Raw genomic sequence first — 25,610 nt, forward strand, 5'->3', positions numbered from 1 at the left:
TCCTATATTAGCTCTTTTATTGTTTCACTAAATACTTCCACGGTTTTATCGCAGTCTTCATAAGTATGTTCAGAGGAAAGGAAGTATGAGCCGGTATCTGAAAACATAATTCCGTTTTTAATCATGTGCCTTCTCAAAACCATAAAGGACTGCATTGTAGATTTCCATTTACTTTCTCTGGTATTGGTTATTTCATCATTATGGAAATACGAAACGAAGAATGAACCTTTTCCTAAGGTTTTAAATGTATAATTTAGTTCCCTTGCTGCTTCTTCCATTTTATTTCTAAGATATAAAGTCTTATCTTCCATTTCTTTATATACATTTTTATTGTTTTTTAAATATTCAAGTGTAGCAATACCTGCTGCACAGGTTACCGGATTACCGCTGAAGGTTCCTGTTAAATAGACCTTGTTCTTTCCGTCAGTTATTTTGTCGAAGCTAAGCACTTTCATATATTCTTCAGGTCCGGCCACTGCTCCTACAGGAAACCCTCCGCCTATTATCTTCCCATAAGTCACCAAGTCGGGTACTACCCCAAAATATTCAATTGCTCCGCCATACCCTAATCTAAAACCTGTTATAACTTCATCAAATATTAGCAAAATGCCATATTTCTTAGTTACTTCTCTAAGCTGTATGATAAAATCTTTCATAACTAATGGACACATTAAGGGAAGTGGCTCTAAAATGATACAAGATAACTCATCTTTATATCTCTCTATTTTGTCAAAGGTCTCCTCTACATTCATAGATAATGTTATTACACTATCGACGATTTCCTTTGGAATACCACCGAAATCTGAAACACTCTTAGGATCCTCAATGCTGCCTGCAGTGGAATTTCTTCCTGATATCTGAGCATAGTCATGAGTTCCATGATAATTTCCTTCAAATTTACCAATCAATTTTCTGTTAGTTATAGCTCTTGCACATTTTATTGCCTGCATTGTTGCTTCTGTTCCCGAATTTGTAAAAGTTACTTTATCTATACCCGGCACAGCCTCAACCAGCAACTCGGCAAACTTAACTTCATAGGGGTTGCCGAAACCATGAACAGCGCCCGCTCTTGCTGCCTTGCTTGCTGCTTTTACAATATCAGGATGAGCATGTCCCAATATTAGTGGCCCTAATCCCATGGCATAATCTATGTATTCATTACCATCTACGTCATATACTTTTGATCCTTTTCCATGGTCAAAGAATACAAATTCATTAAAATTACCATTTGTATAATGGGATAAAAGACTCTTCTTTCCGCGCTCTAATAGCTCACTTGATAATTTAAGTTTTTGTTTGAGAAACTCTCTATCATTAGACTTCAATTTTTATACCTCCTAAATACCCCTTATCATATAAGTGTATTTTGTATTCCTAGTATATTTCATCTATAGATTTATTAAATGCCTCTACAATTTTTTTGCAATCCTCTTTATCATGAGCTGCCGACAGGAATATTATCCCAATATCTCCCAGTGCTACTCCATTTTTAGCCATGTATTTCCTGAAATTATCATATTGTCCGATATTATAAGTCCATTTTGTATCTCTGGGTTTGTTTATTTCTCCATTAAAGAAATAAGGAACAAATATTGAACAACAAGATTTTGTTTGAAGTGGAAATTTTATTTTTGCTGCATGGGCTTCAATATTTTCGCATATGTATTTAACGTTATTACTCATTTGCTCATACAGGTATTTATTGTCTCTTAAATACTCTATTGTGGCTATACCGGCTGCACAGGTTACGGGATTACCACTGAAAGTCCCTGTTATAAATACACTTTTCTTTCCCAGATTGAACCCGTCAAAATATGCGGGCTTGAAAAATTTTCGTTTTCCTATAATTGCACCTACAGGAAATCCTCCGCCTATTATCTTACCGTAGGTAGATAAATCCGGAATTATATTATAGTACTCTCTGGCCCCTCCAAAGGACAATCTGAAGCCTGTTACTACTTCATCAAATATCAGTAATACTCCACATTCTTCGGTAACTTCTCTCAACCCCACCAAAAACTCTTTGTAATCCAGAGGTGCAGCTATCGGGAGTGGTTCTACAATTACTGCTGCCAGCTCATCCTTATTCTGTCTTATAATGTCATAGCTTTCAGTTTGATTCATAGAAAGGGTTATTGTATCGTCTACTACAAAATTAGGAATCCCTGCATAATCCGGTACACTTTGAGGACTTTCCACAGGCCCGTATTTAGCTGTTCGTCCAGAAATCTGTGCAAACTCATGAGTTCCGTGATAGTGCCCTTCAAACTTGGCAATCTTTACTTTACCGGTACAAGCACGGGCTAATTTAATAGCATGCATTGTTGCTTCTGTGCCTGAATTTGTAAAGGTAACAACTTCTGCTTCCGGTATGCATTCAACTAAAAGTTCTGCAAACTTAACCTCATATCCATTTCCAAGTCCATGAACACTTCCCTTTGAAATTGCTTCTACAGCAGCTTCAGTAACAACATCAGGAGCATGTCCCAATATAAGAGGGCCTAAGCCTGAAGCACAGTCTATATATTCGTTACCATCAATGTCATATATCTTTGAACCTTTTCCATAATCATAGAATATGAAATCACTAAAAATTCCTGCAGTGTAGTGAGCTATTAAGGATTGCTTACCTCTTTGAGCCAATTCATAGGAAGACTTATTTTTTTCTTTTAAATATAACGCATCTTTCCTTCTCATTTATAGTTCCTCCATTATGTTAACCATTGATATCAAATTAATAATTTCGAGTTATAAGCTTACCCCAACTTTCAATTGGATTTATATTACTTGCAGATAAACAACTTTTTGCTTTAACTTCAACTATAAAACTTTTTATGGTGCTTCTCCATGTCCAGTAGTATTTCAGGCATAGAGAAAGTACGTCCGTATATAGGCTCAAGATAATTGCATATCTTAGAAATATTCTTTATTTCAAATAAGTCCATATACTTAAATATTTCACCGTCAACGCCAACGATTTCAATATCTTCCTTTGTAGCAATACCAGCCTCCAGCAATCGTGATGCTTCAAGAAGTTTGGCAAACACAAAATATACTAAAGGTCTTACATAAGTATCCTTTGTCTCTATATAGTCTGAAGCAAGTTTTTTAATCATACGTCTTATTGAAACATATATTTCCTTGTCAATTATGTCGTTAATAATAAGTTCTGTATTGGCTAGGTATGCTTTTTGAGTATACATTCCAAAAACCATAGAAGGTTTTACTAAGGTTTTTGATATATCCTCAAGTTTATGAATAGGTGTATTAAGTAATATAGGTATTTCTGTACCAAACTTCTGCTGAAGTATTTTACAGCTTTCTATCTTTTCATCCAGCATTTCTATTGTAAAATCCATAACCAAGTCTACTTCTTTTACATTTTCTTCATTAATAAATACTGTCTTACTTAATACCCTGTCGTATAAATCTTTGGTTGTATTTTTAATGTTATCAAAATACTCTTTACTTTCGTTTTCATCAAAATATAAGGTTGTGTCTCCTCTAAGAAGGGGGTAAAGAATGTTGTTATATATCGGATGAATTCCTTTGATATGTATTTTTTTAAATTCTTTGATTTGAAATCCTTCATCAGATATGCTGTAGTCTTCAACTGAATCCTGCTGAATAACATTTAAAATATTATCAAATGTTAATTCGTCATAGGCATATTTGTTTATATAATTCGGTAGTCTGAATTTGTCATTTCCTAACTTTTCACTTAATTGTATAAATACTTCCCTTGCTTCAATTAACTCAAACTTTGCTTCTTTTCCTAATGTCAGATTAAAAAAGAGTTTTGGACCCACCTTTGTTACAACTATATATTTAGACAAGTCCTTTAGTGTTATTATTTTTTCATCATAGAATTTTAGAAGGCACATAATACCAAACAATCCTATACGGTTATGTACAAACCCCGTACATTCTTTTACTACCCCTACACGTAAACCAGCTTCTGTAAAAAGAGTCTTGATTTTTTCTACAACCTCTTCAAAGCATTCAGAATGTGTTACAATCTCACCATTATTATTTCCATGCTCAATATCATATAAATAAATTCCAAGAAGTCTTGAAGGATTCTCTAAAACTGTGGCAAGTTCAGACGGGAAATACACTCTCCCACTTGTTAAAATGGGAGTATCTCTCAAGGAATTGTTTTCAATCTTCTTCAGCACCATCTGTTTACTTTCTTTAGTTCCATGAATTGCTTCTATAAGAAAATCAACATTTGATAGTTCTTCGTAGCTTTCAATCCATTCTATAGACTTGTCCTCAGTTGAAACTTCAACAAATTTTCCCTTTATATTTCTGATTCTTGTAATTCTTCTTTCAAGATTCCCGTCGTATTCGCCATTTTCATTAACATTTAAAACTTTAACATTGTAGTCTTTGTTTGAAAAATGAAAAGCTATGGCATTTCCTACATTGTCATTACCTACAATACCGACACAACTCATATGCATACCTCACAATTATTAATTGATAACATAAAGTGTTTACATTATTTTAATTTTCTTAATGCACCAAGGGTTTCAAGCTTTTTAAAATAAAAAAACAATGCCCCCTATCGATACTTAATCGGTTTTCCCAGATAAATAATCCAAGAAAGAAAGGTGTCATTGTGATACAAACAAAATTTATTTAAGCAGAGCTTGTAAAATTTATAAACCCGCTGCAAATAAAGCCGCACCTAATGCTCCGATAAAATCCAAATCATGTGGGACGATAATATTTTCTGAATTAAACAATCGTCCTATTGATTTTACCATTCCTTTACTTCTTGCAACTCCTCCGCAAAACATGATATCCTGTTCTACCTTTAAACGTCCTGCCATTCCTAGAATCTTTTCTGCTATTGAATTATGAATTGAATTAATAATATTCTCCTCTGAAACCTGCTGAGATACCAAGGATATTATTTCTGATTCAGCAAAAACTGCACATACGGTACTTATGGGAATTATTTTATCTGCTCTATCAGAATACTCGCTGAGCTTATCTACATCTATATTAAATACTTTTGCCACCATCTCAAGAAATCTTCCGGTACCCGCAGCACACTTATCATTCATTATAAATTCATCAACATCTCCTCTATCATTAACTGTGATAACCTTTGAGTCTTGTCCTCCAATATCAATTATAGTTTTAACAGTAGGATGTGTGAATTTTGCACCTTTGGCATAACAACTTATTTCTGTAATATTTCTATTGGCAAAGGTTACAAATTTTCTTCCATAACCAGTAGAAACTATCGAAACTATTTCTTTATCACCAATGTCACTTTTTTTAAAATTTGTATATCCAACTTCACTTGCTACTTTTATGTTTCCTGAAGTTAAAGTCTTATCTTTAAAAACAATTTCGCCATTTTCATCTATTACCACAAACTCAGTTGTAGTTGACCCTATGTCTATTCCTCCAAATAGCTGCATTTAATCCCCTTTCTTAAAATAAACATTCTAGAACATAAAAACATTAAATATTAAAATTTGATAGCGTTACTTTAGTTCCAGTATTATTATTTTTTATATATAATAACTTTAGATATTTACAAAAATCTTATCTGCTTAAAATCTGAATAACTAAGTCTTTTATAAAGTAAAAAATGAACCGTTATACAAAATTATGTATATCATTCAAAGCATTATTTAATAGAAACAATCTACAATATAAATTTCATTCTATCCTGTAGATATACCAGTATAAATCGTACTTTATAAACATTTTAAACAAGTTTAAGATTTTTATATTTATATCTTAAAGTTATATGTTATCTTCTGTAGGCATTTTAAAATTAGGTAATACTGCTCTAGCCTGAGTCTTATCAAAAACTTCATTGAATCTCTCAATTTGCTCCTCTAAAGGAACTTTTTTTGTTTTAAATACCGTTTTAAGCATTTCTAACGCTTCCATCATTTGCTCTACAGTAGCGGTCTTGTTATTTCTCTCTAAATCATTCTGGATTTCTTGAATCTTGTTATAAGGCTCAATTACTCCATCTCTATATTCATCATTATTCCAGTTTGAATTTCTGGTACAAACTACAATTCTTAGACATTCAGATATTACTGTTGGAACATATTCTCCCACTTTTTTCCCCTCTTTCTATTAATTTACTTAGTTAGATTATATACCTAACCCAATTTTTTTGTCAATTTTTTCTTTATATACTACATTATTGTTATGTTTCAACTTAATAACACAACTAAATTCCACTTAATTCCCAGTTTTTCCGCAAAAATTAAGATAATATAGCCCTAAATCAGAATTTATGCTTCTACAAAAATCTACAATTGTGAAATGAGGAGGAACTTACAAATCAAGAGGGTTATCCGGCAATGGAACTGCAAGGACTGAGCAAGGATTAATATGGATTCTAAAGAACAAATAAGTTTTATCTGTTTATTTTTATATGCAAAAAAAGACTTCTGAATTCTCAGAAGTCTTTTTCATGGTTGCGGGAGCAGGACTTGAACCTACGACCTTCGGGTTATGAGCCCGACGAGCTACCAACTGCTCCATCCCGCGATAACTGTATTTATAAGTATGCTCAGCAGTTAGAAGTTTTATTCATTACCGCCGACAACTATTATAATTTAACACATTACTTTTGAAATTGCAAGTGTTATTTTAAAAGAATTTTTATTTTGCTATAAGGAGACAATATTCTAGATAAATTTACAAAAAGTATATACATTTTTCACAATAATGTTATTTAATTATATATGGTTATGCTTTTTAAAGTTAATAAATATAGGAGGATTTAAAATGATTAAAAACCTTTGTAAAAAAACAGCTTTTTTCATTATTACCGGACTTCTATTTACCGTCTTACTTTCCGGTTGTGGGAAGCCTGGTTCCCAGGGAAGTTCAGACCAGCCTTCCGGTCATCCAAATATTCAGTTTGAAATGGAAAACGGAGATAAGATGACTTTTGAGTTGTATCCGGAATACGCTCCAGAAACGGTAAATAACTTTGTTTCCTTAGCCAAATCCGGCTTTTACAATGGCCTGACCTTCCACAGAATAATAAAGGGCTTTATGATACAGGGCGGCGACCCGAAGGGTGACGGTTCAGGAGGTTCTGATAAGGATATAAAAGGTGAATTCAGCTCAAATGGCTTTACCCAAAACACATTAAACCACACCAAGGGTATTATATCTATGGCAAGAAGCGGTGATCCTAATTCCGCATCCAGTCAGTTCTTTATAATGGACGGACCGGCCGCTAATCTTGACGGCGAATATGCTGCATTCGGCAAACTCATAAGCGGCGAAGAGACCTTGGACAAAATAGCAAGTACCCCTGTAAAAGCAAATCCTAATGCTCGGGGGGAAGTTTCACTCCCCACGGAAAAAGTAGTTATTAAAGCAGTAACAATCCTCGAAAAATAATTATTAAAAAGCATATTAGTCGTAAATATATAATATTTTTACAATTTAATATGCTTTTTTAATTATTTAAACGTTTAAACTTGTATTGATGATAATATTTCTATAAAATAACACTAAATACTCCAGTTTCTAAAACTAGCAATAACAGTATTAATTTACAGGTGGGGTTTTAACATGAATATTTCAAAACGGCTTGATGTCGCACCCTTTCACAGCGACTTTGCCAATTGTTTAGAAGAATGTATGATTTCTGTGTCAAATTTCTATCATCGAGACTATATATTAATGTATTCCCAAGCATGGGGATTTTGGTTTGATACTAATAATTATAGAATAAACGGTACAGGTAATTCAATAAAGGATAACAGAGGCAAGGTATACGACCTATATCAACACTATCACGGTATCAAAATAGCTTTTGAACATAATAACAATCCTAAAGAAGTAATAAATATTATATCAAATCATATTAGTATGGATAATCCCATGGGAGTATTTATGGACACTTTCTATTATTCATGGGATCCAAACAAGAACCAACACGGAAAGCACTGGTTCCTAATAACAGGTGTTGATACGGAAAAAGAAGTTTTTTACTGCACCGACCCCTACTTTTTACAAAAAGATGCCATACTGGGCTTTAATGATTTTATAAACGGATATCTCGGAGTATTATTTACTTTTGAAATAACTAAAAGCGACATATCAAATTACGACTGGAAAGAGCTTATCTTAACCTTTTCAAAAAAGCTCAGCGGTGATAGCAGTAGTAATAATATTTTCAACAACATGGAATATTTTGCCTCAAGTGTTGAAAACGGATTTTGTATAGAAAAAGAAACACAAGCATATAAAAGAGTTATTGACATGCCCTACTACGTTAACCTTCAATCAGTAAATCGGGGAAGAGTTCAATATGCAAAATTCCTTGAGCATACAGCAGCAAAATACCATGTCCCCGAATTACTCCCCATTTCCGAAAAACTAAAACAGGCAGGCTACAAATGGGATGTATTGAGAGGCATTTTAACAAAGGCCATACTGACTAAAAATGAGGCAATAATTAAATCAAAAATTCCGCCGCATATCAGAGAAATCTCTGATATTGAAAAAGAAACTCTAAATCTTCTGATAAAAACAACAGCAAGTACTTCACATATTAGCAGCGATGTCTTGAAAAATATCGAAAGCACATCCGATATATCTGAAGAGATAAATTTCAACAGTTACTCTTATTTAGATTTATCAAAATATTTCAACAATAATGGCTTTGGAGCTTTACTGGACGAAACCTGCAAATCAAACCTCAATGGTGCAGGTATGTTTTTTGTATCTGAGGATATTCCTTCTAATGATATATGGGAAGTTGAAAACATGAGGTTTAAGTTTCCAAAGCTTATTGAAGGCCGATGCGACAACCTTTCATGTTCTGGGCAGGAACTGGAGTTTTATCCCATTGATTGCAGCAATATTATGCTGCTTGGAACGGCAGACTTCGGAAGTTTTAAAGAATCAATAACTCTAAGGTATATTGACGGTAGTACTGAAGAAATTAATATAGGCTTTACAGAATTGGTTTTTTCCCCTTTGTATGGTGAAACTGTCGCATGGGAAGGCAGAGCTTGCGAACGGCTTGACGGCAAAATGCAGGTTCATAACTCCAGAGTAAAAATATTTGCAAAAACCTATAGGCTGAACAAACCGGGCAGAGTAAAAGGTATATCCCTTCCCTACCTTCCCAATATGCATATATTCGCTATTACAATGGTATAACGCTAATACTAACTTTTTCCATCCTTGTACCCTTCTATGTATAAAGCCTTGAATACTAATTCGGATATTTCGTTGTTCAATTTATCGTATACTTCCAGAAGTTTTAGCTTATCTTCGTCACATAAATCACCGGCTATCCGCTTTCTGATTTCAATTAATTGATTCTGAAGTTCCATATAACTTATATTTAGACATTCTCTGTTGCATACGGAAGTGATTCTGCCTTCTATGATACTATCAATTAATTTACCCCTGCTTTGGTTTCCCATCAGCCTTTTACCTCCAATTTAATTAGTACTCGCACTTATTCCTTGTCATAAACAGAACATATGTTCTTATTTATATAGTATAATACTCTTCTTAGTTTCATTCAACCCCTTTTCCATTGTTTATTTATAAATACAATTATGGTAAACTCTGTTACGCTTTGTTTAGCTTTACTGCAAAGAAGAAGGAAACCGCCATTGTAGTCAAAGGTACTATTTCCTTGGCCTCCAGCTTTCCTGTAACAATGCATCCTATCAATGCTCCTACCAGAACAAAAGTAACTATTGTTTTTACATCAATCAGCTTTGCTATTTTCTCTTTCATAGCCGTTCTCCTTTCATTCTCTCAACTATATTCATTACGAAATCAGGGAAATATTGCTCTGTTTTAAGCCTTTCCAACCATATGTCAGGATTTTTCTGAGTAGCCCCAACAGTTTCCTCTGCCGACTCAAAGTTATTGCCAAGGAGCTTTTGACATATTTTCAGCATTTCTTGTGCCTTTCTTTTGGTTTTGGGGCCTGCAATCCCGTCTATAACAAGTCCCGTCACAGCTTGAAACTCTTTTACTGTCATTTCTTTTTTCACTCCTTTGAAAACGCTGTCCCTTATTGCTTCTTTTTGAGACAAACTTAGCCCATTGTGTTCCAATAGCTGAACATGCCATGGTTCATAGCTCATGGGCTTTACAAGTCCGTATTTTTTCAGTTCTTCATTTCCAAGCAACTTAAACCAACTGTCGCAGATGTCCATTGCTATACAAAAGCAATGATTGCTTTTTCCGTATGCAGCCGCAAGGCACTCTCCGTTTTTACTGTATACGGAGCCGTCTTCTCTCTGTCGGCTGCCATAATTATCTGCCAAGACCTCTTTTGATATTATCTTCTGCTTCTCAACACTCCTGTAGCCGGAGGTACAGAGACAATCCCGTCCCTTTGCAATACACAATATATTCACAGCGTTTATTAGTTTTGGATATACACAGGTTTCGTCCTGGTACTTAAACTTTACACAAGGCATCTTATCTCATCTCACTTTCCCGAAAATTTTAAAGCCCCTACTATGGCCCCGATTACTGTTATTGCCGTAGTAAGTGCCTTGATAAGCTCCAGTACAATTGGAGACCATGTTTTGGTTTCTCCTTCGTTCCTCTTTTTGATATCTGTTTTTATTTCCGTCAAATCCTCTTTTATTTCCTTAACGTACACTTTTGTCTCGGCGTGGTTTTGCTCCAGCGTTCTGATTCTCTCCTCATTTATACAACGATAGCCACACTCTCCGGTCATTGGCACGCCTCCTTTTAACTTTAAAGTAAAGAGGACTACCCATTTCTGAGTAGTCCTCTTGGTGCATAATATTATCCTTTTATTCATTTAATGGTGGAGTTTCTGGATGATTTATTTTATACAAATATTGCAACCATAAATGTCCTATCTCTAATGGCTCAAGTGTTTCATTAACTGGATTAAATTCCGCAGCAGTATTCATAATTGTGATTAAAGTTGAAGGAAATTCAATCCAATCAATATTTAATGTTTCTGGATTAGAAAACAACAACACATTCGGTTCTCTTTTTATATCCTCTCTATTTTCTAAAACCCATTCGGCAGAAATTTCATTTATTGGTGATATTCTATCCCATATTGTAACTATCATATTAACTTCCATTTTTTATACTCTCCTTTATTAATAAAAATAGGCAAATGTATTAGGAGTTATAGATGGATAATTATAACCACCAAACCAATACAATTTATTATTGACTAAAGCAATACTACCACACGATTTTTGGGAAGGCGGTATTAAATGAACACTATAACTATTTAATGTAATATCATAATTATAAAGTATTGTTGACATTGCATAGCTGTATTTACTTCCTCCTCCTACTAAAATATTGTTGCTATCTTTTATAATAGCTGAAAAATAAATCCATGAATCATTAGAAAACATTGAAGCAAGTTGTGTCCACGTATTTGTAGTACAATTATAAACATAAGTTTTTGTTGCACCACTGTATACATTTGTTCCAAAGCAATAAATAGAATTATTATTAGGATTATATACCATACCAGAGTAAGCAAGAAAAACGGGGGCATGACCTTTAATAGTTACTGTATCTAATGATTTATTATATAACCACACTTCATAAGAATTGTCGCCACCAATATTATAAAAAGTGTTTTCATCAGACATAACCCATCGACAAGAAGGTCCTTTCATAGTAGGGGTTTTAGCAGTAATATTTGACCATGTTTTTGCAATTGTATCATATATATAAATAATATCAGTAGTGGAAGTTGGTTGACTATTTGTATACCAATAAATTTTATGATTAAAAACACCCAACACATAAGAATGATATACTATAGGTACGGGGGGCGGTGTTTCATCGCTCCAAACATTGGTTGTTGGGTTATACATTTTTGTTTTTAAAGTTTCACTCATAGAAAAAGTAGCTATGTAATATAACTTTTCGTCGCATACACATGAGCCAATATCTTTCCAAAATGTAGTTGTTTCATAGTCAGCACAATTATACCATTGCCCATGCGGGTTCCACCATCCTTCCTCTGGAATATCCAACGTCCCGACTTCCAATCCATTTTCAGTTCCAAATGTAAATCCTTTTAATACTTTAGGTGCTGTTACATTTCCGTATTCACCCCCTTCACCCAATAACTGAAAATTTTCCCCGTCCCGTATGAAAGAATAAATCCCTGCCTTTGGTTTAAAATCTTCGCCACTGGGTTTTTTTAAGCTTCTCGCTAATTCATCGGATGAAATACTCAAAGTGGCTGGTCCTGTGGCAATAGCATTAAATTTAACGCTGAATTTCGAACCATCTGAAATAGTTTTTTCGCTATCAATTGTGTATGTATTACCGTTGTTAACTGTGGTACCCAAATGCGGGACATGACTCTGTGTATCCCCCACATGCCCCTCCAACTCCGTCTCAACCCTCTTAATCTGTGTATCAATAATATCCATATTCCCGTTGTGATCCTCTATGTTATAGAAGTCCTCCTGGGATGGCTTTTTCAAATTATAGTTAGCCGTATTTACTGCCATAATTAAAACACCTCGCTTCTTAATTGTTCATGTGTATATTTTCTTAAATGTGCATGTTTATAGCTGCCCAAAGCCGCGTTTTGCTTGTAAAGCAAGTTCAAATCAATGCAGATGTTCACCGGCACAATTCTCTTTAGCAGTTTTTCCACCTCGGCAAGCATGGACTTGGCCGCCAGCGCCACCCTTACAATGAGCTTGTACTCATTGTTCATTAACTCCAGTGAGTAGCCGGACTCACCGCACAGCGTCTCCAACTGCTGTGCAAGTTTCTTGTAAGTGTAAGGCAGCTTTTCATTAAGTCTGGTCAGAATCCTGAATTTTCTCAATTCAAGGCTATCGGAGCCTTTTGGATTTATATTCAGTATAGCTTCCCAACGTTTTACCCCGTCTTCCGTGGCATCTTCTATAAACTGCTCCTTCATTACATTGTCAAGCCTGCCCCAAAGGGCAAGAATTTCAGGATTTTCAGCAGCAGCAAGCTCTTGGAATTCCCTGAAATCCTGTAAAAACTCCGGCAAATAGTTCAGCATATTGATTTCTCTATCCAATAACATCACCCCTGACCGGAACAGCATCTTTGTCAAGCATCAGATTCTGCTCTAAACCATTGATTTTCGTTCCCGATATGTCCAGAATGCCCTCAACCTCCAGCAGACGGGTTTCAATCTGGCTTATTCTGACTATGAGGTTATCACTGTCAGCCCACTCTTTGCTCAGCTCATTGAAATAATTATCAATAACCGAGTATACATAGCCCTTTACATCCTCCCAAGTCCAGCCTTTACGGTAGGTCAGGTTCAATGTTATGTCAACCCTAGTTTCCGCAACTCCTGTAACCGTAACTATATGCCCGATAGGTGCAAACCCTACCCCATCGCCTTGGCTGTTCAAAGGATCTATCTTAGTTTGAAGCTTGTCAATCAAGTCACTTGAAGGCTTTTGAAACTGGGAGCTAATAACCACCAGTTTAACAGTACCCCCTCCATTCCAAGCAGGATAAACCTTAATACCTCCAACCCCTTGAAGCTGATTAACCTTTTCCTTATAGTCGGACATATTGCCCCCAAAAGCTTGTGAATCCAAGGTAGCAAAATATCTGGCTCTTAGCTGTTCCGTATCCTCCTCATCTTCTCCGGAAATAAGAAGTTCGGTAATTTCCGCTTTTGTCAATCCCTCAATATAGTCCACGGGAATCAACAAACCAAAATACCTGTTTCCTTCAGCTCCTGCAGTTTCACACATGAGTTTGAACTCACACTCATTTATTTTTTCAGCAACAACATAATTAAGATTTCCCAGTGAGAACCTTGAACCCAGCGGAACATTAATATTAAACACACCTTTTAAAATGGCATTGGTAGCTTCAGCAGGTGTTACTCCACGCTCTGCAGCCCTTTTGATTAAAAAATCCCTTGACGCTGAATCGGCAAAGGTTTCATTCAAAATTACATCTGCTTCAATATACATTTGTGCCAGTTCGGCAGCAGCCGGAGCCAACGCATCAAAAATAACCGAGCCCTCACGCTTGTCAATTGTGTCGGGGACCCTATCCAACATCCTTTTTAAAAGCACCTCATAGGTTACAATTTCGTACATTTAAACCATCACCGCCTTTTCAATATCAACATTACCTTCAGTAGTGTATGCAGTAAACTTAACCAAAACCTGACGTTTGTCAGACTCAAAAGAGAAGTCTCCCAAATCTTTAATCCTGTCATCCTCCTGCAAAGCCTCTCGTATTCTGTTTTCTATTTCTGAATAAACCAATACAGCCGCTTCACCAAAAAGGTCTGTTAATTCAATCCCATAATCCCAGTCATAAATCAGATATTGGAATTTCTGGGTATTAAGAATTTTATAAATTGCCTGTTTAACCGCCTCAACCCCGTCAATGAAGCCCCCTATTCTCATTTCCTCAAGATTCATTTTATAGGTATATCCCGGCTGCTGACGGATTTCAAAATCAGGCTGTAAATCATCATTTAAAGTTGGAATCATTTCTTCACCGCCTTATCAAGAACAAGGTATTTTTGTCCCCCCTGAAACTGAATCATTATTACACTCTCACCCTCTGCTAATCCGTTGTGAACCGTAAATGTCTTTTTTCCTCCCAGCTCATCTGTCAATTCCATCACGTGCTCCTTTACATTGTTGGTCAATATCAAATGAGCCTCCTTTAAAATCAGCTTTTGGTCAATACTGATTGCAAGAGGAGCGACACTCAGAACATTTCCGAAAACAACGTTTGTAGGTTTTGAATCATTCACCGCAGCTATTGCCGCCAGCTTGATAATTTCAACCATATTAGGCAACAAAATCACCGCCCTTCAAAGTGATGTCCATATAATGCTCATTACTCTTAAAGGTATGCTTCACAGTTTCCACAAGCATGTAATTCTGAACCTTTATATCTCCAAGCTCCAACCAGACGGGAATAAGGCAACCACCTCTGACCCTAATATCTCCTATGGCGTTGGAAACGGAAAGATTTCGGGTTTTCTTGTTGTATAGCTTTAGAAGCCCGTCAGCTTTGGCTTTAGCATTGGTATTTTGATTAACTTTCTCGTAATACTGAAGAAGTCCCCACGCAGCTATGTTATTACTGTCTATGGCCTCATAGATTTCACGTTTCTTTGTTTTATCATTATCGTAGGCCAATTTTATGAAGTTGTAAGTATTTGAGTCAATAGACGAGGTGTAATCAAAATCCTCAGCTGTACTCTTTTCAATCAGCACATCAAGCTTCAAGGAATCAATACTTTTAAGACTAATAGCACCGAAGTCATCAAACAGAACATACATCTTATTCCTGTTCTGCAATGTAATATCAAGAGCACTCTGAATCATATCCATAAGTGTCTTATTATCCTCCACCCTAGTAGCTATTACATAACCCGTATCTTCGATAGCTCCCGTTAACAGTTTAAATTTACCTGCCAGTTCTTTTATTATCTGGCTTGCGGTACGATTTTCAAATACCTGTGTATCCTTATTTTTGAGATACCTCAGCTGGTCATATGCAGTAACCTTTATAATCTGGTCGCTGCTGCGCTTTTTAGTGAAAACATAGCCCTTGAAAACATTTTTATTGTCTACCATCAGTTGCACTAAGTTACCTTCCTGAAAGCTTATAATTTCATCTTTAACCACTGAAAATTCCAGCTTCCCGGGGACACCTTTTCTGGAAGTCTCCCATGTAATTTCATCCTCAATGCAAGGCTGATACATTGTAGAACCGTTCTGAATCTTTAATTCAACCAAGCTTAATCACCTGCCCTACTCTGATAAGGTTAGGATTTTTGATTCCGTTTAGTTTGGCTATCTGAGGATATTTTGAGCCATCGCCCAGATATTTTTTGCATATGCCCCAGAGGGTGTCTCCCTTTTTGACTTTATAGGATTTAGGTTTGACAGGAGTGGATTTTTTAGTCCCTCCTTTTGGTTTAATACCTTCTACCGGATATTTTATTGCGGTACATTGCCTATACTGTTTGAGGGTCATAGCCACGGTATAATCAAGGCCATTTTCAGCAGCCTCTGTTATGCTGTAATCTTCAAGAGAAACCAAAGTATTTGTTATTTTACGTACAAATTTATTTTTAAAGGATATCTCTTCTTCAATATATAGCTTAAACGGCTTACAATCCGTTTTTAACCGACTGAAATGGTCCAAATAGTATTTGGGATTTACAAAACTCTTATCAGGGTAGTCTGCAAAAGGGTAGTTCACCTGAGGAATTAGTAATTCAAAGGAAAATTCCGTCAAGCCCGGAACCTTTAATATACTTGCCTCACTTCCGTCAATCAGGTTAACAGTCTTATTCTGATTCTTGATTTTTGTTTCAAACTTTGAAGGGGCAACAGGCATCTGAACCCCTCCCAGCCATATTTTATAAGGCATTAGCTATACACCCCCTCTGCTGCAACCGACATGGTTTCATAAACCTTCTGCTCCATATATGAAACAATCCCATCCAAATCAAGTTTGCTGTTTACATTGTTATGATTAGTCATGTCCACCTTGATTTCCGCAGTAGTAAATTTATTCACTACCTCCTGTTCGGCTATATCTCTCATGTACTTTAAGTCCTCTTCGGAAACTTGCATTGAATCCTTCATAGCCCCAGTGTTAGCAGCGGTATTGGCAATATGATTTTTCATATCGCTGTCTGCAACACCGGCGGTCTTAGTAGCAGCAGAATTTGTTAATGACTTGTATCCCGGTACATTAAATTTTGGATCTGATTTTTCCTTTTTAGCTTTAGCCATTGCAATATCAATGTTTGCTTGTCTCTTTTGCATATCTGTACCCATCTGGACTTGACGGTTAAATATATCAGCATCATGCTGCTGCTTTATTGAGTCTATTTTCTGCTTGTACTGCTCCAAATCTGCCTCTCTGGCTGTCTTTTCAGCTTCATTCTGGATTTTCGCCTGTGTTCCGAAGTTAACACGACTAATAGCTTCAATAGATACTCCCGGGAGATTATTCAGTAATCCAATAAACTTGTTGATAATATCAACTGCTCCGTTTACCATGTCTTGCAAAATGGTGAGCACACCCACCTTCATATCTCCCATGAAATTCTGAATGCCAACCCCTGCCGACTTCATCCCCAGCATCATCAAATTCCAGAGATCAATAACCCAGTACACACCAGTAAAAAATGAAATTTTCAGAGCATCCCACAAAATGAGCATAGCATTAACCACAATCATCCAAGCAACATGAATACCTCCTACAGACTGAATCCAACTATAAATAAGGCCTATTATTACTCCTATTACCAATGCAATCCAAAACAATGGAGAAGTGAACAAGGATGCATTTAATCCATCCTGTGCTATTTTCTGCATAGTTGTAGCTATAGTGGAAATACCAAGCCCTATGGCATAAGCACCCACTGCCGCAGCAATCCCCCAGAAAACAGGTGCAATGGAAGCCCAGTTGTTATAAATCCATGTAGCAGCGTTTGCTATTGCTGCCATAACGGGAATAAATGCTTCAAAGAGAATATTTTTAATAGTTGTTCCAATCTGCTGGAAGGTTGCGGGCATAGTGGCAAACCTTGCCTTAATTTGGTCCGAAGAGCTTAAAACAGAGTTTTTCAAAACCTCTGCCGAAACTCCGTTACCTGAAATGAGCTGCTGTTGAGATTGTCCCGTGTATTTTGAAACTGCCTGCCCCAGTGCAGGTGCATTTTGGAAAACAGACGCCATGTCCTCTCCCTTTAATTTTCCTGAAACAATTGCATCGGTTATTTTATCAATGCCCTTTGTTGCTTCACCCGACTCAGCTCCCGCAAAAGACTTATTCATTAGTTCGGTAAACCCAAGGATTTCATTATTATCTTTAAATTTACCCTTAGCTGAAAGCCCCAGCTTTGATACAGTTGCAGCAGTTCTATCATAGCCGCTTCTTGAATTATTGGCAGCAGAATAAACTTGATGCTGTAATTCTCCTGCGCTTTGACCTTTATCAGTCATCTGTGAAAGTCTGGCATTTTGATTTGAATATTTATCAACCATAGCCATACCTTCCTTAATCTTAGGTAAAAACCCTTTAACCTTTGCCGCCACGTCAGAAAAAGTAAGCTTCTTCTTTTGTTCCTCAGTCTTCTCTTTTAAATTTTCAATGGATTTACCAATAGCATCAATTGATTCCTTGACTTGACTTTGAGCTCCGTAAAATTCCCTTGACATTATTCTTGCCACATTTATAACTTCTCTGAAGCCACTCATATTAAAGGGTTTTTTAAACTGATTCTGAAGTTCCTGCGTTTTATCAATTATTTCTATCACAGGCTTTACCACCGTACTTAGTGCAGTTGTAGTCCCAGACGTCAATTGTAGTGCATTTGCTACTGTAGCCATTTATATCACCACCTTTATGAAAAAGGGGTTACCGCAAAATTAAGCTTATCTTCTTTAACCTGTACTAAGGAGTATAAATTGTATCAATGGAAGCTTGGTTAATGATATTTGCAGTTGTTTCTCGGCGAACACGGATATTTTACCGGAAAACCTTCACGATGAAGGTTTTAGCGACACAATGAATCATGGACGATGAATGTGAGCGACGGTAAAATATCCTATGATGAGCCGCTAGAAACTCTTGCAAATATCTTGGAAGCAATCATTGATACAACTTTATACGGGAGTACAGGTGTTAAAATAAAAAGCTTTCTGTTTTGCCACAACCCCTTTTATTTTTAGTTACCTCTTTTTTGGCTTGTTTTTGTTGATTTCCTTTTTATCGTTTTCAATCTTAATCTGAATAGCCGCAGTTATAAAGGCCCTTTCTTCTCTTGGAAGCTTCAAAAACTCACCGGGTGTTATATGAAATTTGTGAAGGCAATAGTATGCAATATTAGCATCACTATCGCCTTCGTTAATTAGTTTTTTGCTTCGTCTACCATGTCTTCCATAGTAACGTCAAAACCGTTAATCTCTTGGATTTTAGCCAGATAATCTGCATATTCTCCCGGCTTTAGCATGGTTTTAAGAAGAATGTCCTCACCCATACAGCCATAGCTGTTCTGCAACTCAGCATTATGTAAATCAGGAAAAACAGTACATCTTGCAGCCAACTTCCCGAGGTAGGCATTGTAGTCGGTTTCGGGAGTATACTGATTTTTCTTTCCCGGTATCTGCACCTTGCGAGTACATGCCTTTCTGATGGCTTCATCCTCTTCCGAAGTAATAGAGCAGATTTCCCACTCCACTGGCGCCCCGTTTTCATCTACAAACCTCTTTGATGCAGCATACTTTACATTCTCATTATCTAATACATTCTGCCTTAAAAAAGAACTTAATCCGCTCATATTAGTAACACCCTTTCCTTATTTAACATTCCATTCCCGGAAGTATTGAGAATTTTTCGTGAATTTCAAAATCTTCAAAAGTAAAGTCCATATCTTCATCCAGAAATTCCGCATCTGCATCGAACTTTGTAAGTATTCCGCCGTCAACATTACAGCCCTTTAAAATAACAGTCTGCCTTGCTGCACTGGAACTCGAGTCCTCATTTGTTACCTGAATATCAAAATAGATATCCTCTCCCGTATCCTTGTATCTTGCCAGCAAATCTCTGAAAATAGAGGTATTGTAATGGAAAGAGGCAGAGCCTGTTCCCTTCCAGCCCGTAGCCTTGTTACCCTTTCCGGTTCTGCCAAGAATAGGTACTTCACTCTTGGTTTTTTCAACCTTTGCTTCAAGTTTTATAGCCTGCATAAAATTATATCTTTTATCCCCAATAGTAACGTAACACTCTGCTAAAGATGCATTTAAAACATCCTTTCCATTCATACTCTGCATATTCATCCGCTCCTTTTTTATTATTGTACAACCGTAGTCATATAAAGCTGTTCCATAGAATTCATAATGGTAACAGAATCCTGAATTACAATTGCCCTTTTGCTCTCTCCCTTTGCAATAACAACATCTTCAGGCTTAAAGTTTTCTATAGCCCTTATGCTTTGAAGCTCCTGATGGTGCTTTACAACGTCATTCCAGAAGGAAATTCTTCCGGCTGCGTCATTTGGAACATTGCCGTTGTACTTAGTGTTAAACAAAACAGCAATATCGTTTGCAATCTGGTCAAGAACCCTGATTGTCTGATTTCTTCCAAAATCGCTGTTCTTGTCATCGGTATAAGCTACAAAGCTGTTGATATCCTCAAGTATACGAATATCATCCCCAACCCTGTGAAGTATAAATTTACCTTCTGAAACAGCAGCTTCAAGCTCGCTTTGTCTGAAATCGGCATTCACGGTAAACTCACCGTCATACACCTTGTTTGTGTTACTCTTGTTAACAGGACAGCCCGCTGACATACCTGTTACCCAGTAAACTAATTCTGACGGTGCATTTTCTCCTGCAGCCTCGTTCTGGACATTGATAATACCTTCATAATCTGATGGTGTTCTGTAAAGAACAGTCTGGAATTTAACTCCCGACTCATCCCTCATTCTTTTTGTGAACTCAACAAAAATCTCAGTTACCTCCGGAGATGTCTCCAGACATCCAAGAGTGTTGAAGGAATAGGATTCAATTTTGTCCAGAAAACTTTGATAGTCCTCAACAGCAGCATTTGCGCCGTTGGTTCCTCCAATGAGCTGTATTCCGCTTGTTAATGCAATTTCACCCACAATAAAATCAACAAAATCATTTGGAATTAATTCAGCCATGCTTGAAACCGTCTGGGAATCAACTCTCGTTAATCCCAAAAATGTCTGTACATCAAACTTGCCTGCATCGTTGCCATGCTGTGTAATAACAATTTTGATATCATTTCCCCTTACTCCGGCATATTTTGCAGTAGCATATTTACATGCGGCCTTTTGCCCTTTATTGAGTTTGTAGAAATATCCTGCTCTTATGTGCCTGAACAAATCTCTCAGACCCTTTAATTTTTCATCCTTGAATTCATAACCGAAAAGCTTCAGGGAATTCTTCTGAAAGCTATCTGCTTCAACTTTGAAAACCTCTCCGTCAACGCCCCAGTCAAGAACCAGCGGCATTGCAGCATACCCCCTTTCGCTAAGAGTTGCGGTTGCCCTTGATGTGCTTACAAAATTAATGTAGCTTCCGGGTAAAACCTTGTTTTGCTTTAAAAAAGTGCCTCCTCCAAGTGCCATGTAATTCACCTTTCCTTTCAAAAATTTTGTTTATTTAATATCAACCGTATCAAAGAATTGAATATATAAAGCTGCTCCTTTGAAAAGGTTGGTATTTCTGAAATTGATGCTTTGCTATTCCTTTTTAAGTCCGCCTTCCACAGCTATATTTTCCATAGGCTCCTCTGACTGTGTTTCCTTATAAACATAGAAATTGTAATTTACGTAAAAAAGCAGTACACCCTCAACAACCTCACAACTCATTTTGGAGCCTCTGAACATGTCAGCTTCCATAAAAACAGACTCCAGTGTGTCGTATAAACGGTCAGCAACCTGACAAATTTCTGTATTTTTGTTTACCTTTGAAGGACAATACTTAATAGTGAAACGCTGCTCTCTGTAGTATCTCTTGCCTGTTATCTGTTTCTGACTGAAATTATTAAGAGAAACAAAAAAGCAAGGTGCTGTCAGCCCCTGCTCTGCCTCTTCTTTGTATACTGCAATAGAATTTCCGAAATCCCGGGTTAACTTAGCTGCAATTGCATCAATCACTTCAATAAGAATAAAAATCCCTCCTTTACTGTTTGAATCATAATAAACATTTAAATTCCCCCTCACTTTTAAAGAACAAAAAAGGAACCGGAAAAATTTATCCGCTCCCCACTTAACTTAAAGTTCCTTTTGAAATATTTTGTTATCTCTTTTTACAAATACTATTTTACATCATATATACTGGTATTGGTTGGTATTGTTTTTAGAAATTTATCATGTTTTTTTCTTACGGTCTCCCATGAGTAACTCATACATTCTCCTGTCTGCTCCCAAGTCAATCCGTCTATGTAGCGATAAACCATTATCTGTCTTACGGTACTGTCCTCAATACTATCTATAAATTCATAGGCTTTGTTGATTTTTTCCATAAGACTCTGTGTCTTTAACCTTATTCTTACTCCGATTTCATTTCTCTCTTTAATACATTCCTCAGACATTTCCTCCCGGCCTGTAATTGTAAAGGACTTTGGCAAATATGGGAACTGTGCCATACTTCCTCTTACCTTGTCAGTTACAATCGTCTCGTTGTCCCCGTAGCTCAAATCCAGAAGTTTTTCATTTAGCTGCTTTATTTCTTTCTTTAGCTTAATTATCTGACTTAATTCTTCTTTTATCATAATACTCTCCTTTTATATATAATCCTTTTGCGACTCTATTCCCATTCGGGAACAAGTTATTTAAAATAAATCTATATTTTAATGTACTCAATATAATATTGTCTCTTATTGGGAACAATAAAATAATAACACCACCATTTACCAATGTCAATAAAAAATCTCCATATGGAAAATAAAATTTGCATTCGGGAACAAAAGTTGTATAATATAATTGTTACGACTTACGCAGGAGGGTTTAACATGGCATCAGTCAATGAAAGAATAAAAGAACTGAGAACATCTCTGGGTTTTTCAGTTGATGAATTTGCTAAAATACTTGGTATTCATAGAAGTTCTGTTTATAGATATGAAGGAGAAAATGAAAAAGAGACTAGAGATGTGCCTTTGAGTCTGGCTATATTAATTTCCGAAAAATTCAATGTAAGCCTTGATTGGCTTGGAGGACTAACCGATACAAAACAGCCGGAACTAAGTGTAAAGGAGCTAACAGAAGTGTATGCTTCTCTAAATGAGGAAGCCAAAAAAGAATTATTCAATTATGCAAAATATTTAAAAAGTAGGGCATAAAAAAATAGAATTAATCCACTGTACGAAACATTTTTATCATAACGGAATAGGATGTAGTAGACATAAAATATTTATTTTAAAGGAGACTAAATTATGCCTACGCCGTTAGAAACTGCAATACAAAAAGGTATTGAATGGCTTGTAAGCAAACAAAACATTAATGGCTCGTGGGGGGCAACATATCCCGTTTCCACTTCAAGCCTTATACTTTTAAAACTTGAAAGCTACGCAAGAGAACAAGGCCTTTCACCTTTTGATGATAAATATATTTATAAAAATAATGTGATAAGCGGCTTGAATTTCATATTCGAAAATACAAAAGTAGATGTCAACGGGTTATACTATCAAGATGGGACTTATATAAACTACACAACAGGCGTTGCCTTATCCGCAATATGTGCTAACACTGAACCTGACAGGGTCATAAGCGCATCAAATCCTGCCGTGAATGGTCTGACCTATAAACAGGTTGCGCAAAAAGTTGTAGATTATCTCGCCTTTACCCAACAGGATATTGGAGAAAGAAAGGGCGGATGGTCATATTCAAAAGGTTTTGTACCAGATAACTCTAACTCCGGTTATGTAACTTTAGGCCTCGAATTTGCACTAGATCCCATTTACAATTTTGCATGCAGTATTCCTGATAGTACCATAAGCAACCTTAACGATTGGATAGATTTTATACAGAATACTAATGGAGGTTCAGGTTACCAGCTCCCCAATCAATGGGTAAATATTCTGAAAACCGGCAATCTCATACTGGAAATGAATATTTGTGCAGATCCTTTGTCAAGTGCCAGACTGAAAAAGGCAACAACATATATTGCAGACAACTGGACTGCCTCTGTATGCCTAGTGGACTGTGCAGGATGGAACAGCAGCCCTGCTGATTATCAGGCTACCTTTACAACCATGAAAGGTCTTACCTCTTATGGAATAGACATAATAACAACGAGTACCGATGTTGATATTGATTGGTTTGCTGATATGTCTACGGTTATAATAAACCAGCAGCTTCCTGACGGTTCCTGGCCCAGAAGTCAGTGGGATCAAGAACAGGACGCTCTGTTATCTGCGGTCTGGGCCTTGCTAACACTTGAAAAAGTTGTACTGCCTCCCAGCGAATCCAAAATACCTTATATTGATAATATAACTGCCATATCAAGTGAAATTAGTTTTCCAATGGATTTAAGCAAAACCGTTGAAGTACAGGGAGAAATCAAGCTCTTTGCTTACAAATATACTCAAAACGAAAGTGAAAATATCCCCGGTACAAAACCGAGTAAAGGTGACGATGTAGCTTTTGCTCTGTTATTCGGCAATTATGGTGAATTTCCATATGCAGCTCCGGCTGGAAAACCAACCGTAGAAGATACTCTTAATGTTCAAAGTCCTGCAAGTTTAAAGCTAATGAGTTTGTCATTGAATGACAACCTGAGATTGTTCAACGTTACCGATAATAAGTTAGTCAGTCTCGGTGATATGTTCCTTGGTGGAATTATATATAAACTGCAAGTGCAAAAATTGATTTCAGGAACGGCTGACCAATATGAGGCGGATTTTGATTTACCTGCTAACTCTATATACAGCGTTGCTATGTTGTTACAGGTAGAATTTTAGTCCTTTTCAATTATTATTTATATTTTGGGACATAAATAAAGAATTGAGATATAATCTCAATCCTTTATTTGGTGCCGAAGACCGGAATCGAACCGGTACGGGAGGTTAGTCCCGCAGGATTTTAAGTCCTGTGCGTCTGCCAGTTCCGCCACTTCGGCATATCAAAATCAACCGGCGACTAGCTTATTATAATACTATATCATGTCAGGTGTCAACACCTATTTGTCCAAATTTTTAATTAGTCATCCAGTTTAGTATTGTGCAGACTTTCTATATCCACTGCTGCCGCGTTTGGATTCAACACTTTTTTTCAGGTCATGCAATTTCTCATCGCTGTCCTTCATAAACTTTGCCAAACGGTCTTCAAAGGAAGCGTTAGATGAACTGTTTTTCCCTGAGTTCCAGTCAACTTCTACCGGCGGTCTGGATTTAACTATAGTTGGGTTTTCTTCCATAGCTTTTTTAATTGACAGGCTTACCTTACCATTTGTATCAATAGATAAAATCTTTACTTTTACCATCTGATTTTCTTTAAGATGAGCACTGACATCTTTGACGTATTCTTGAGCTACTTCAGAAATGTGAACGAGTCCTGTTTTTCCTTCGGGTAATTGGACAAATGCCCCAAATGCTGTAATTCCAGTCACTTTACCCTCAACTATCTTACCTACTTCAAGTGGCATAAAATAAGAAATCCTCCTCAACAACAGCCATAGATAAGCAATCACAATGTACAAAATATTGTACATTGCATAAAAGCAATTCGATTATATATCATATAATATAATCCGTCAAGCAATAGTTACTTATTGGTGTCTATGTAAATTTTCTCACCATCTTTAACATACCCAAGCTTATCTCTTGCAATCTTTTCAGCAAACTCCTCTGTATTTATTAGAGACTTCTGTTTCTCCAACTGCTGTTTTTTTACTTCCTCAGAATGAATATTTGCCTTCAAAGAAGATACCTTTAAATTACCTATATCCAGCAACGTCTGTTGATGATATACGGTATACCCAAAGTAGCAGATAGCAGCGATTAATAAAAATGTCCATACAGTGAATTTCTTTTGTTTCTTCATTGTCTTTCCTCGTAAGATATAATGATTGATATGTTTATTTGTT

General features: G+C 36.5%; 30 protein-coding genes and 2 tRNA genes. 5 read left to right on the forward strand and 27 right to left on the reverse strand.

What is annotated here, in order from left to right:
* Positions 1–2 precede the first annotated feature (2 nt).
* The 6 genes from P0092_RS20245 to P0092_RS20270 form a co-directional block, all read right to left on the reverse strand.
* Entirely contained in the window at positions 3–1,325 is a 1,323-nt protein-coding gene (locus tag P0092_RS20245) for an aspartate aminotransferase family protein (protein WP_004618596.1), read from the reverse strand.
* 49 nt (positions 1,326–1,374) lie between these two features.
* The gene (locus tag P0092_RS20250; protein ID WP_004618595.1) at positions 1,375–2,697 is read right to left on the reverse strand and encodes an aspartate aminotransferase family protein; all 1,323 of its coding nucleotides are present in this window, start codon (positions 2,695–2,697) and stop codon (positions 1,375–1,377) included.
* A 119-nt stretch (positions 2,698–2,816) separates the two neighbouring features.
* Positions 2,817–4,460 carry a 3-hydroxyacyl-CoA dehydrogenase NAD-binding domain-containing protein gene (locus P0092_RS20255; RefSeq protein ID WP_004618594.1) on the reverse strand — a complete coding sequence of 548 codons (1,644 nt, stop codon included), beginning with the start codon at positions 4,458–4,460 and terminating at the stop codon, positions 2,817–2,819.
* A gap of 204 nt (positions 4,461–4,664) precedes the next feature.
* Positions 4,665–5,438 carry an acyl-CoA dehydratase activase gene (locus P0092_RS20260; protein ID WP_004618593.1) on the reverse strand — a complete coding sequence of 258 codons (774 nt, stop codon included), beginning with the start codon at positions 5,436–5,438 and terminating at the stop codon, positions 4,665–4,667.
* Between the two features lie 331 nt (positions 5,439–5,769).
* The gene (locus tag P0092_RS20265; RefSeq protein WP_040758576.1) at positions 5,770–6,096 is read right to left on the reverse strand and encodes a hypothetical protein; all 327 of its coding nucleotides are present in this window, start codon (positions 6,094–6,096) and stop codon (positions 5,770–5,772) included.
* A gap of 362 nt (positions 6,097–6,458) precedes the next feature.
* Positions 6,459–6,534: transfer RNA gene (locus P0092_RS20270), tRNA-Met, on the reverse strand.
* A 240-nt stretch (positions 6,535–6,774) separates the two neighbouring features.
* Between P0092_RS20270 and P0092_RS20275 the strand changes: the two genes are divergently transcribed.
* Positions 6,775–7,401 carry a peptidylprolyl isomerase gene (locus tag P0092_RS20275; protein ID WP_004618592.1) on the forward strand — a complete coding sequence of 209 codons (627 nt, stop codon included), beginning with the start codon at positions 6,775–6,777 and terminating at the stop codon, positions 7,399–7,401.
* Between the two features lie 174 nt (positions 7,402–7,575).
* Entirely contained in the window at positions 7,576–9,174 is a 1,599-nt protein-coding gene (locus P0092_RS20280; protein WP_004618591.1) for a hypothetical protein, read from the forward strand.
* 8 nt (positions 9,175–9,182) lie between these two features.
* Here P0092_RS20280 and P0092_RS20285 read toward each other — a convergent pair whose 3' ends face one another.
* The 13 genes from P0092_RS20285 to P0092_RS20345 all read right to left on the reverse strand — a co-directional run bounded on the left by P0092_RS20285 (position 9,183) and on the right by P0092_RS20345 (position 18,386).
* Positions 9,183–9,443, reverse strand: coding sequence for a hypothetical protein (locus P0092_RS20285; RefSeq protein ID WP_004618590.1), 261 nt, complete (start codon positions 9,441–9,443; stop codon positions 9,183–9,185).
* 151 nt (positions 9,444–9,594) lie between these two features.
* Positions 9,595–9,765: a hypothetical protein gene (locus P0092_RS20290; RefSeq protein ID WP_004618589.1), complete on the reverse strand. Its 171-nt coding sequence runs from the start codon at positions 9,763–9,765 to the stop codon at positions 9,595–9,597.
* On the reverse strand, positions 9,762–10,460 hold the full coding sequence (locus P0092_RS20295; protein ID WP_004618588.1) for a hypothetical protein: 699 nt from the start codon (positions 10,458–10,460) through the stop codon (positions 9,762–9,764). The genes P0092_RS20290 and P0092_RS20295 overlap by 4 nt, the downstream gene beginning before the upstream one ends.
* Positions 10,461–10,471: 11 nt before the next feature.
* Complete coding sequence (locus P0092_RS20300; RefSeq protein WP_004618587.1) at positions 10,472–10,726, reverse strand: hypothetical protein; 255 nt, start codon at positions 10,724–10,726, stop codon at positions 10,472–10,474.
* A gap of 79 nt (positions 10,727–10,805) precedes the next feature.
* A complete protein-coding gene (locus P0092_RS20305) occupies positions 10,806–11,108 on the reverse strand; it encodes a hypothetical protein (protein WP_004618586.1) in 303 nt (100 codons plus the stop codon).
* A gap of 18 nt (positions 11,109–11,126) precedes the next feature.
* Positions 11,127–12,512 (reverse strand): Kelch repeat-containing protein, encoded by a 1,386-nt coding sequence (locus P0092_RS20310; protein ID WP_004618585.1) that lies wholly within the window; start codon positions 12,510–12,512, stop codon positions 11,127–11,129.
* A gap of 2 nt (positions 12,513–12,514) precedes the next feature.
* Positions 12,515–13,066: a putative phage tail protein gene (locus P0092_RS20315; RefSeq protein ID WP_004618584.1), complete on the reverse strand. Its 552-nt coding sequence runs from the start codon at positions 13,064–13,066 to the stop codon at positions 12,515–12,517.
* Positions 13,053–14,108: a baseplate J/gp47 family protein gene (locus P0092_RS20320; RefSeq protein WP_004618583.1), complete on the reverse strand. Its 1,056-nt coding sequence runs from the start codon at positions 14,106–14,108 to the stop codon at positions 13,053–13,055. The genes P0092_RS20315 and P0092_RS20320 overlap by 14 nt, the downstream gene beginning before the upstream one ends.
* The gene (locus tag P0092_RS20325; protein WP_004618582.1) at positions 14,109–14,510 is read right to left on the reverse strand and encodes a DUF2634 domain-containing protein; all 402 of its coding nucleotides are present in this window, start codon (positions 14,508–14,510) and stop codon (positions 14,109–14,111) included.
* Complete coding sequence (locus P0092_RS20330) at positions 14,507–14,815, reverse strand: DUF2577 domain-containing protein (protein WP_242831748.1); 309 nt, start codon at positions 14,813–14,815, stop codon at positions 14,507–14,509. Before P0092_RS20330 ends, P0092_RS20325 begins: the two co-directional genes overlap by 4 nt.
* 1 nt (position 14,816) lies before the next feature.
* Positions 14,817–15,773: an XkdQ/YqbQ family protein gene (locus P0092_RS20335; RefSeq protein WP_004618580.1), complete on the reverse strand. Its 957-nt coding sequence runs from the start codon at positions 15,771–15,773 to the stop codon at positions 14,817–14,819.
* Positions 15,766–16,413 (reverse strand): LysM peptidoglycan-binding domain-containing protein, encoded by a 648-nt coding sequence (locus P0092_RS20340; RefSeq protein WP_004618579.1) that lies wholly within the window; start codon positions 16,411–16,413, stop codon positions 15,766–15,768. Before P0092_RS20340 ends, P0092_RS20335 begins: the two co-directional genes overlap by 8 nt.
* Positions 16,413–18,386 carry a tape measure protein gene (locus P0092_RS20345; protein ID WP_004618578.1) on the reverse strand — a complete coding sequence of 658 codons (1,974 nt, stop codon included), beginning with the start codon at positions 18,384–18,386 and terminating at the stop codon, positions 16,413–16,415. The genes P0092_RS20340 and P0092_RS20345 overlap by 1 nt, the downstream gene beginning before the upstream one ends.
* A 198-nt stretch (positions 18,387–18,584) precedes the next feature.
* Between P0092_RS20345 and P0092_RS20350 the strand changes: the two genes are divergently transcribed.
* Positions 18,585–18,728 (forward strand): hypothetical protein, encoded by a 144-nt coding sequence (locus P0092_RS20350; protein ID WP_199398941.1) that lies wholly within the window; start codon positions 18,585–18,587, stop codon positions 18,726–18,728.
* Positions 18,729–18,907: 179 nt separating this feature from the next.
* Here the strand turns inward: P0092_RS20350 and P0092_RS20355 are convergent, their stop codons facing one another.
* The 5 genes from P0092_RS20355 to P0092_RS20375 all read right to left on the reverse strand — a co-directional run bounded on the left by P0092_RS20355 (position 18,908) and on the right by P0092_RS20375 (position 22,299).
* Entirely contained in the window at positions 18,908–19,336 is a 429-nt protein-coding gene (locus P0092_RS20355) for a phage tail assembly chaperone (RefSeq protein ID WP_004618577.1), read from the reverse strand.
* A gap of 22 nt (positions 19,337–19,358) precedes the next feature.
* Positions 19,359–19,829 carry a phage tail tube protein gene (locus tag P0092_RS20360; RefSeq protein ID WP_004618576.1) on the reverse strand — a complete coding sequence of 157 codons (471 nt, stop codon included), beginning with the start codon at positions 19,827–19,829 and terminating at the stop codon, positions 19,359–19,361.
* A 20-nt stretch (positions 19,830–19,849) separates the two neighbouring features.
* Positions 19,850–21,151, reverse strand: coding sequence for a phage tail sheath family protein (locus tag P0092_RS20365; protein WP_004618575.1), 1,302 nt, complete (start codon positions 21,149–21,151; stop codon positions 19,850–19,852).
* A gap of 114 nt (positions 21,152–21,265) precedes the next feature.
* Positions 21,266–21,682 (reverse strand): phage tail terminator family protein, encoded by a 417-nt coding sequence (locus P0092_RS20370; RefSeq protein ID WP_242831745.1) that lies wholly within the window; start codon positions 21,680–21,682, stop codon positions 21,266–21,268.
* 161 nt (positions 21,683–21,843) lie between these two features.
* Positions 21,844–22,299, reverse strand: coding sequence for a hypothetical protein (locus P0092_RS20375; RefSeq protein ID WP_004618573.1), 456 nt, complete (start codon positions 22,297–22,299; stop codon positions 21,844–21,846).
* 240 nt (positions 22,300–22,539) lie between these two features.
* Between P0092_RS20375 and P0092_RS20380 the strand changes: the two genes are divergently transcribed.
* Together P0092_RS20380 and P0092_RS20385 are read left to right on the forward strand one after the other, a co-directional pair.
* Positions 22,540–22,866, forward strand: a complete 327-nt coding sequence (locus P0092_RS20380; protein ID WP_004618572.1) for a helix-turn-helix domain-containing protein — start codon at positions 22,540–22,542, stop codon at positions 22,864–22,866.
* A gap of 93 nt (positions 22,867–22,959) precedes the next feature.
* Positions 22,960–24,486 carry a hypothetical protein gene (locus tag P0092_RS20385; RefSeq protein WP_004618571.1) on the forward strand — a complete coding sequence of 509 codons (1,527 nt, stop codon included), beginning with the start codon at positions 22,960–22,962 and terminating at the stop codon, positions 24,484–24,486.
* 69 nt (positions 24,487–24,555) lie between these two features.
* Here P0092_RS20385 and P0092_RS20390 read toward each other — a convergent pair.
* The 3 genes from P0092_RS20390 to P0092_RS20400 all read right to left on the reverse strand — a co-directional run bounded on the left by P0092_RS20390 (position 24,556) and on the right by P0092_RS20400 (position 25,567).
* Positions 24,556–24,644, reverse strand: a tRNA-Leu gene (locus P0092_RS20390).
* 93 nt (positions 24,645–24,737) lie between these two features.
* On the reverse strand, positions 24,738–25,169 hold the full coding sequence (locus tag P0092_RS20395; protein ID WP_004618570.1) for a S1 domain-containing RNA-binding protein: 432 nt from the start codon (positions 25,167–25,169) through the stop codon (positions 24,738–24,740).
* Positions 25,170–25,288: 119 nt separating this feature from the next.
* Positions 25,289–25,567, reverse strand: a complete 279-nt coding sequence (locus P0092_RS20400; protein ID WP_004618569.1) for an FtsB family cell division protein — start codon at positions 25,565–25,567, stop codon at positions 25,289–25,291.
* Positions 25,568–25,610: the final 43 nt, after the last annotated feature.

The sequence above is a fragment of the Ruminiclostridium papyrosolvens DSM 2782 genome (assembly GCF_029318685.1).
GTDB lineage: Bacteria > Bacillota > Clostridia > Acetivibrionales > DSM-1351 > Ruminiclostridium > Ruminiclostridium papyrosolvens.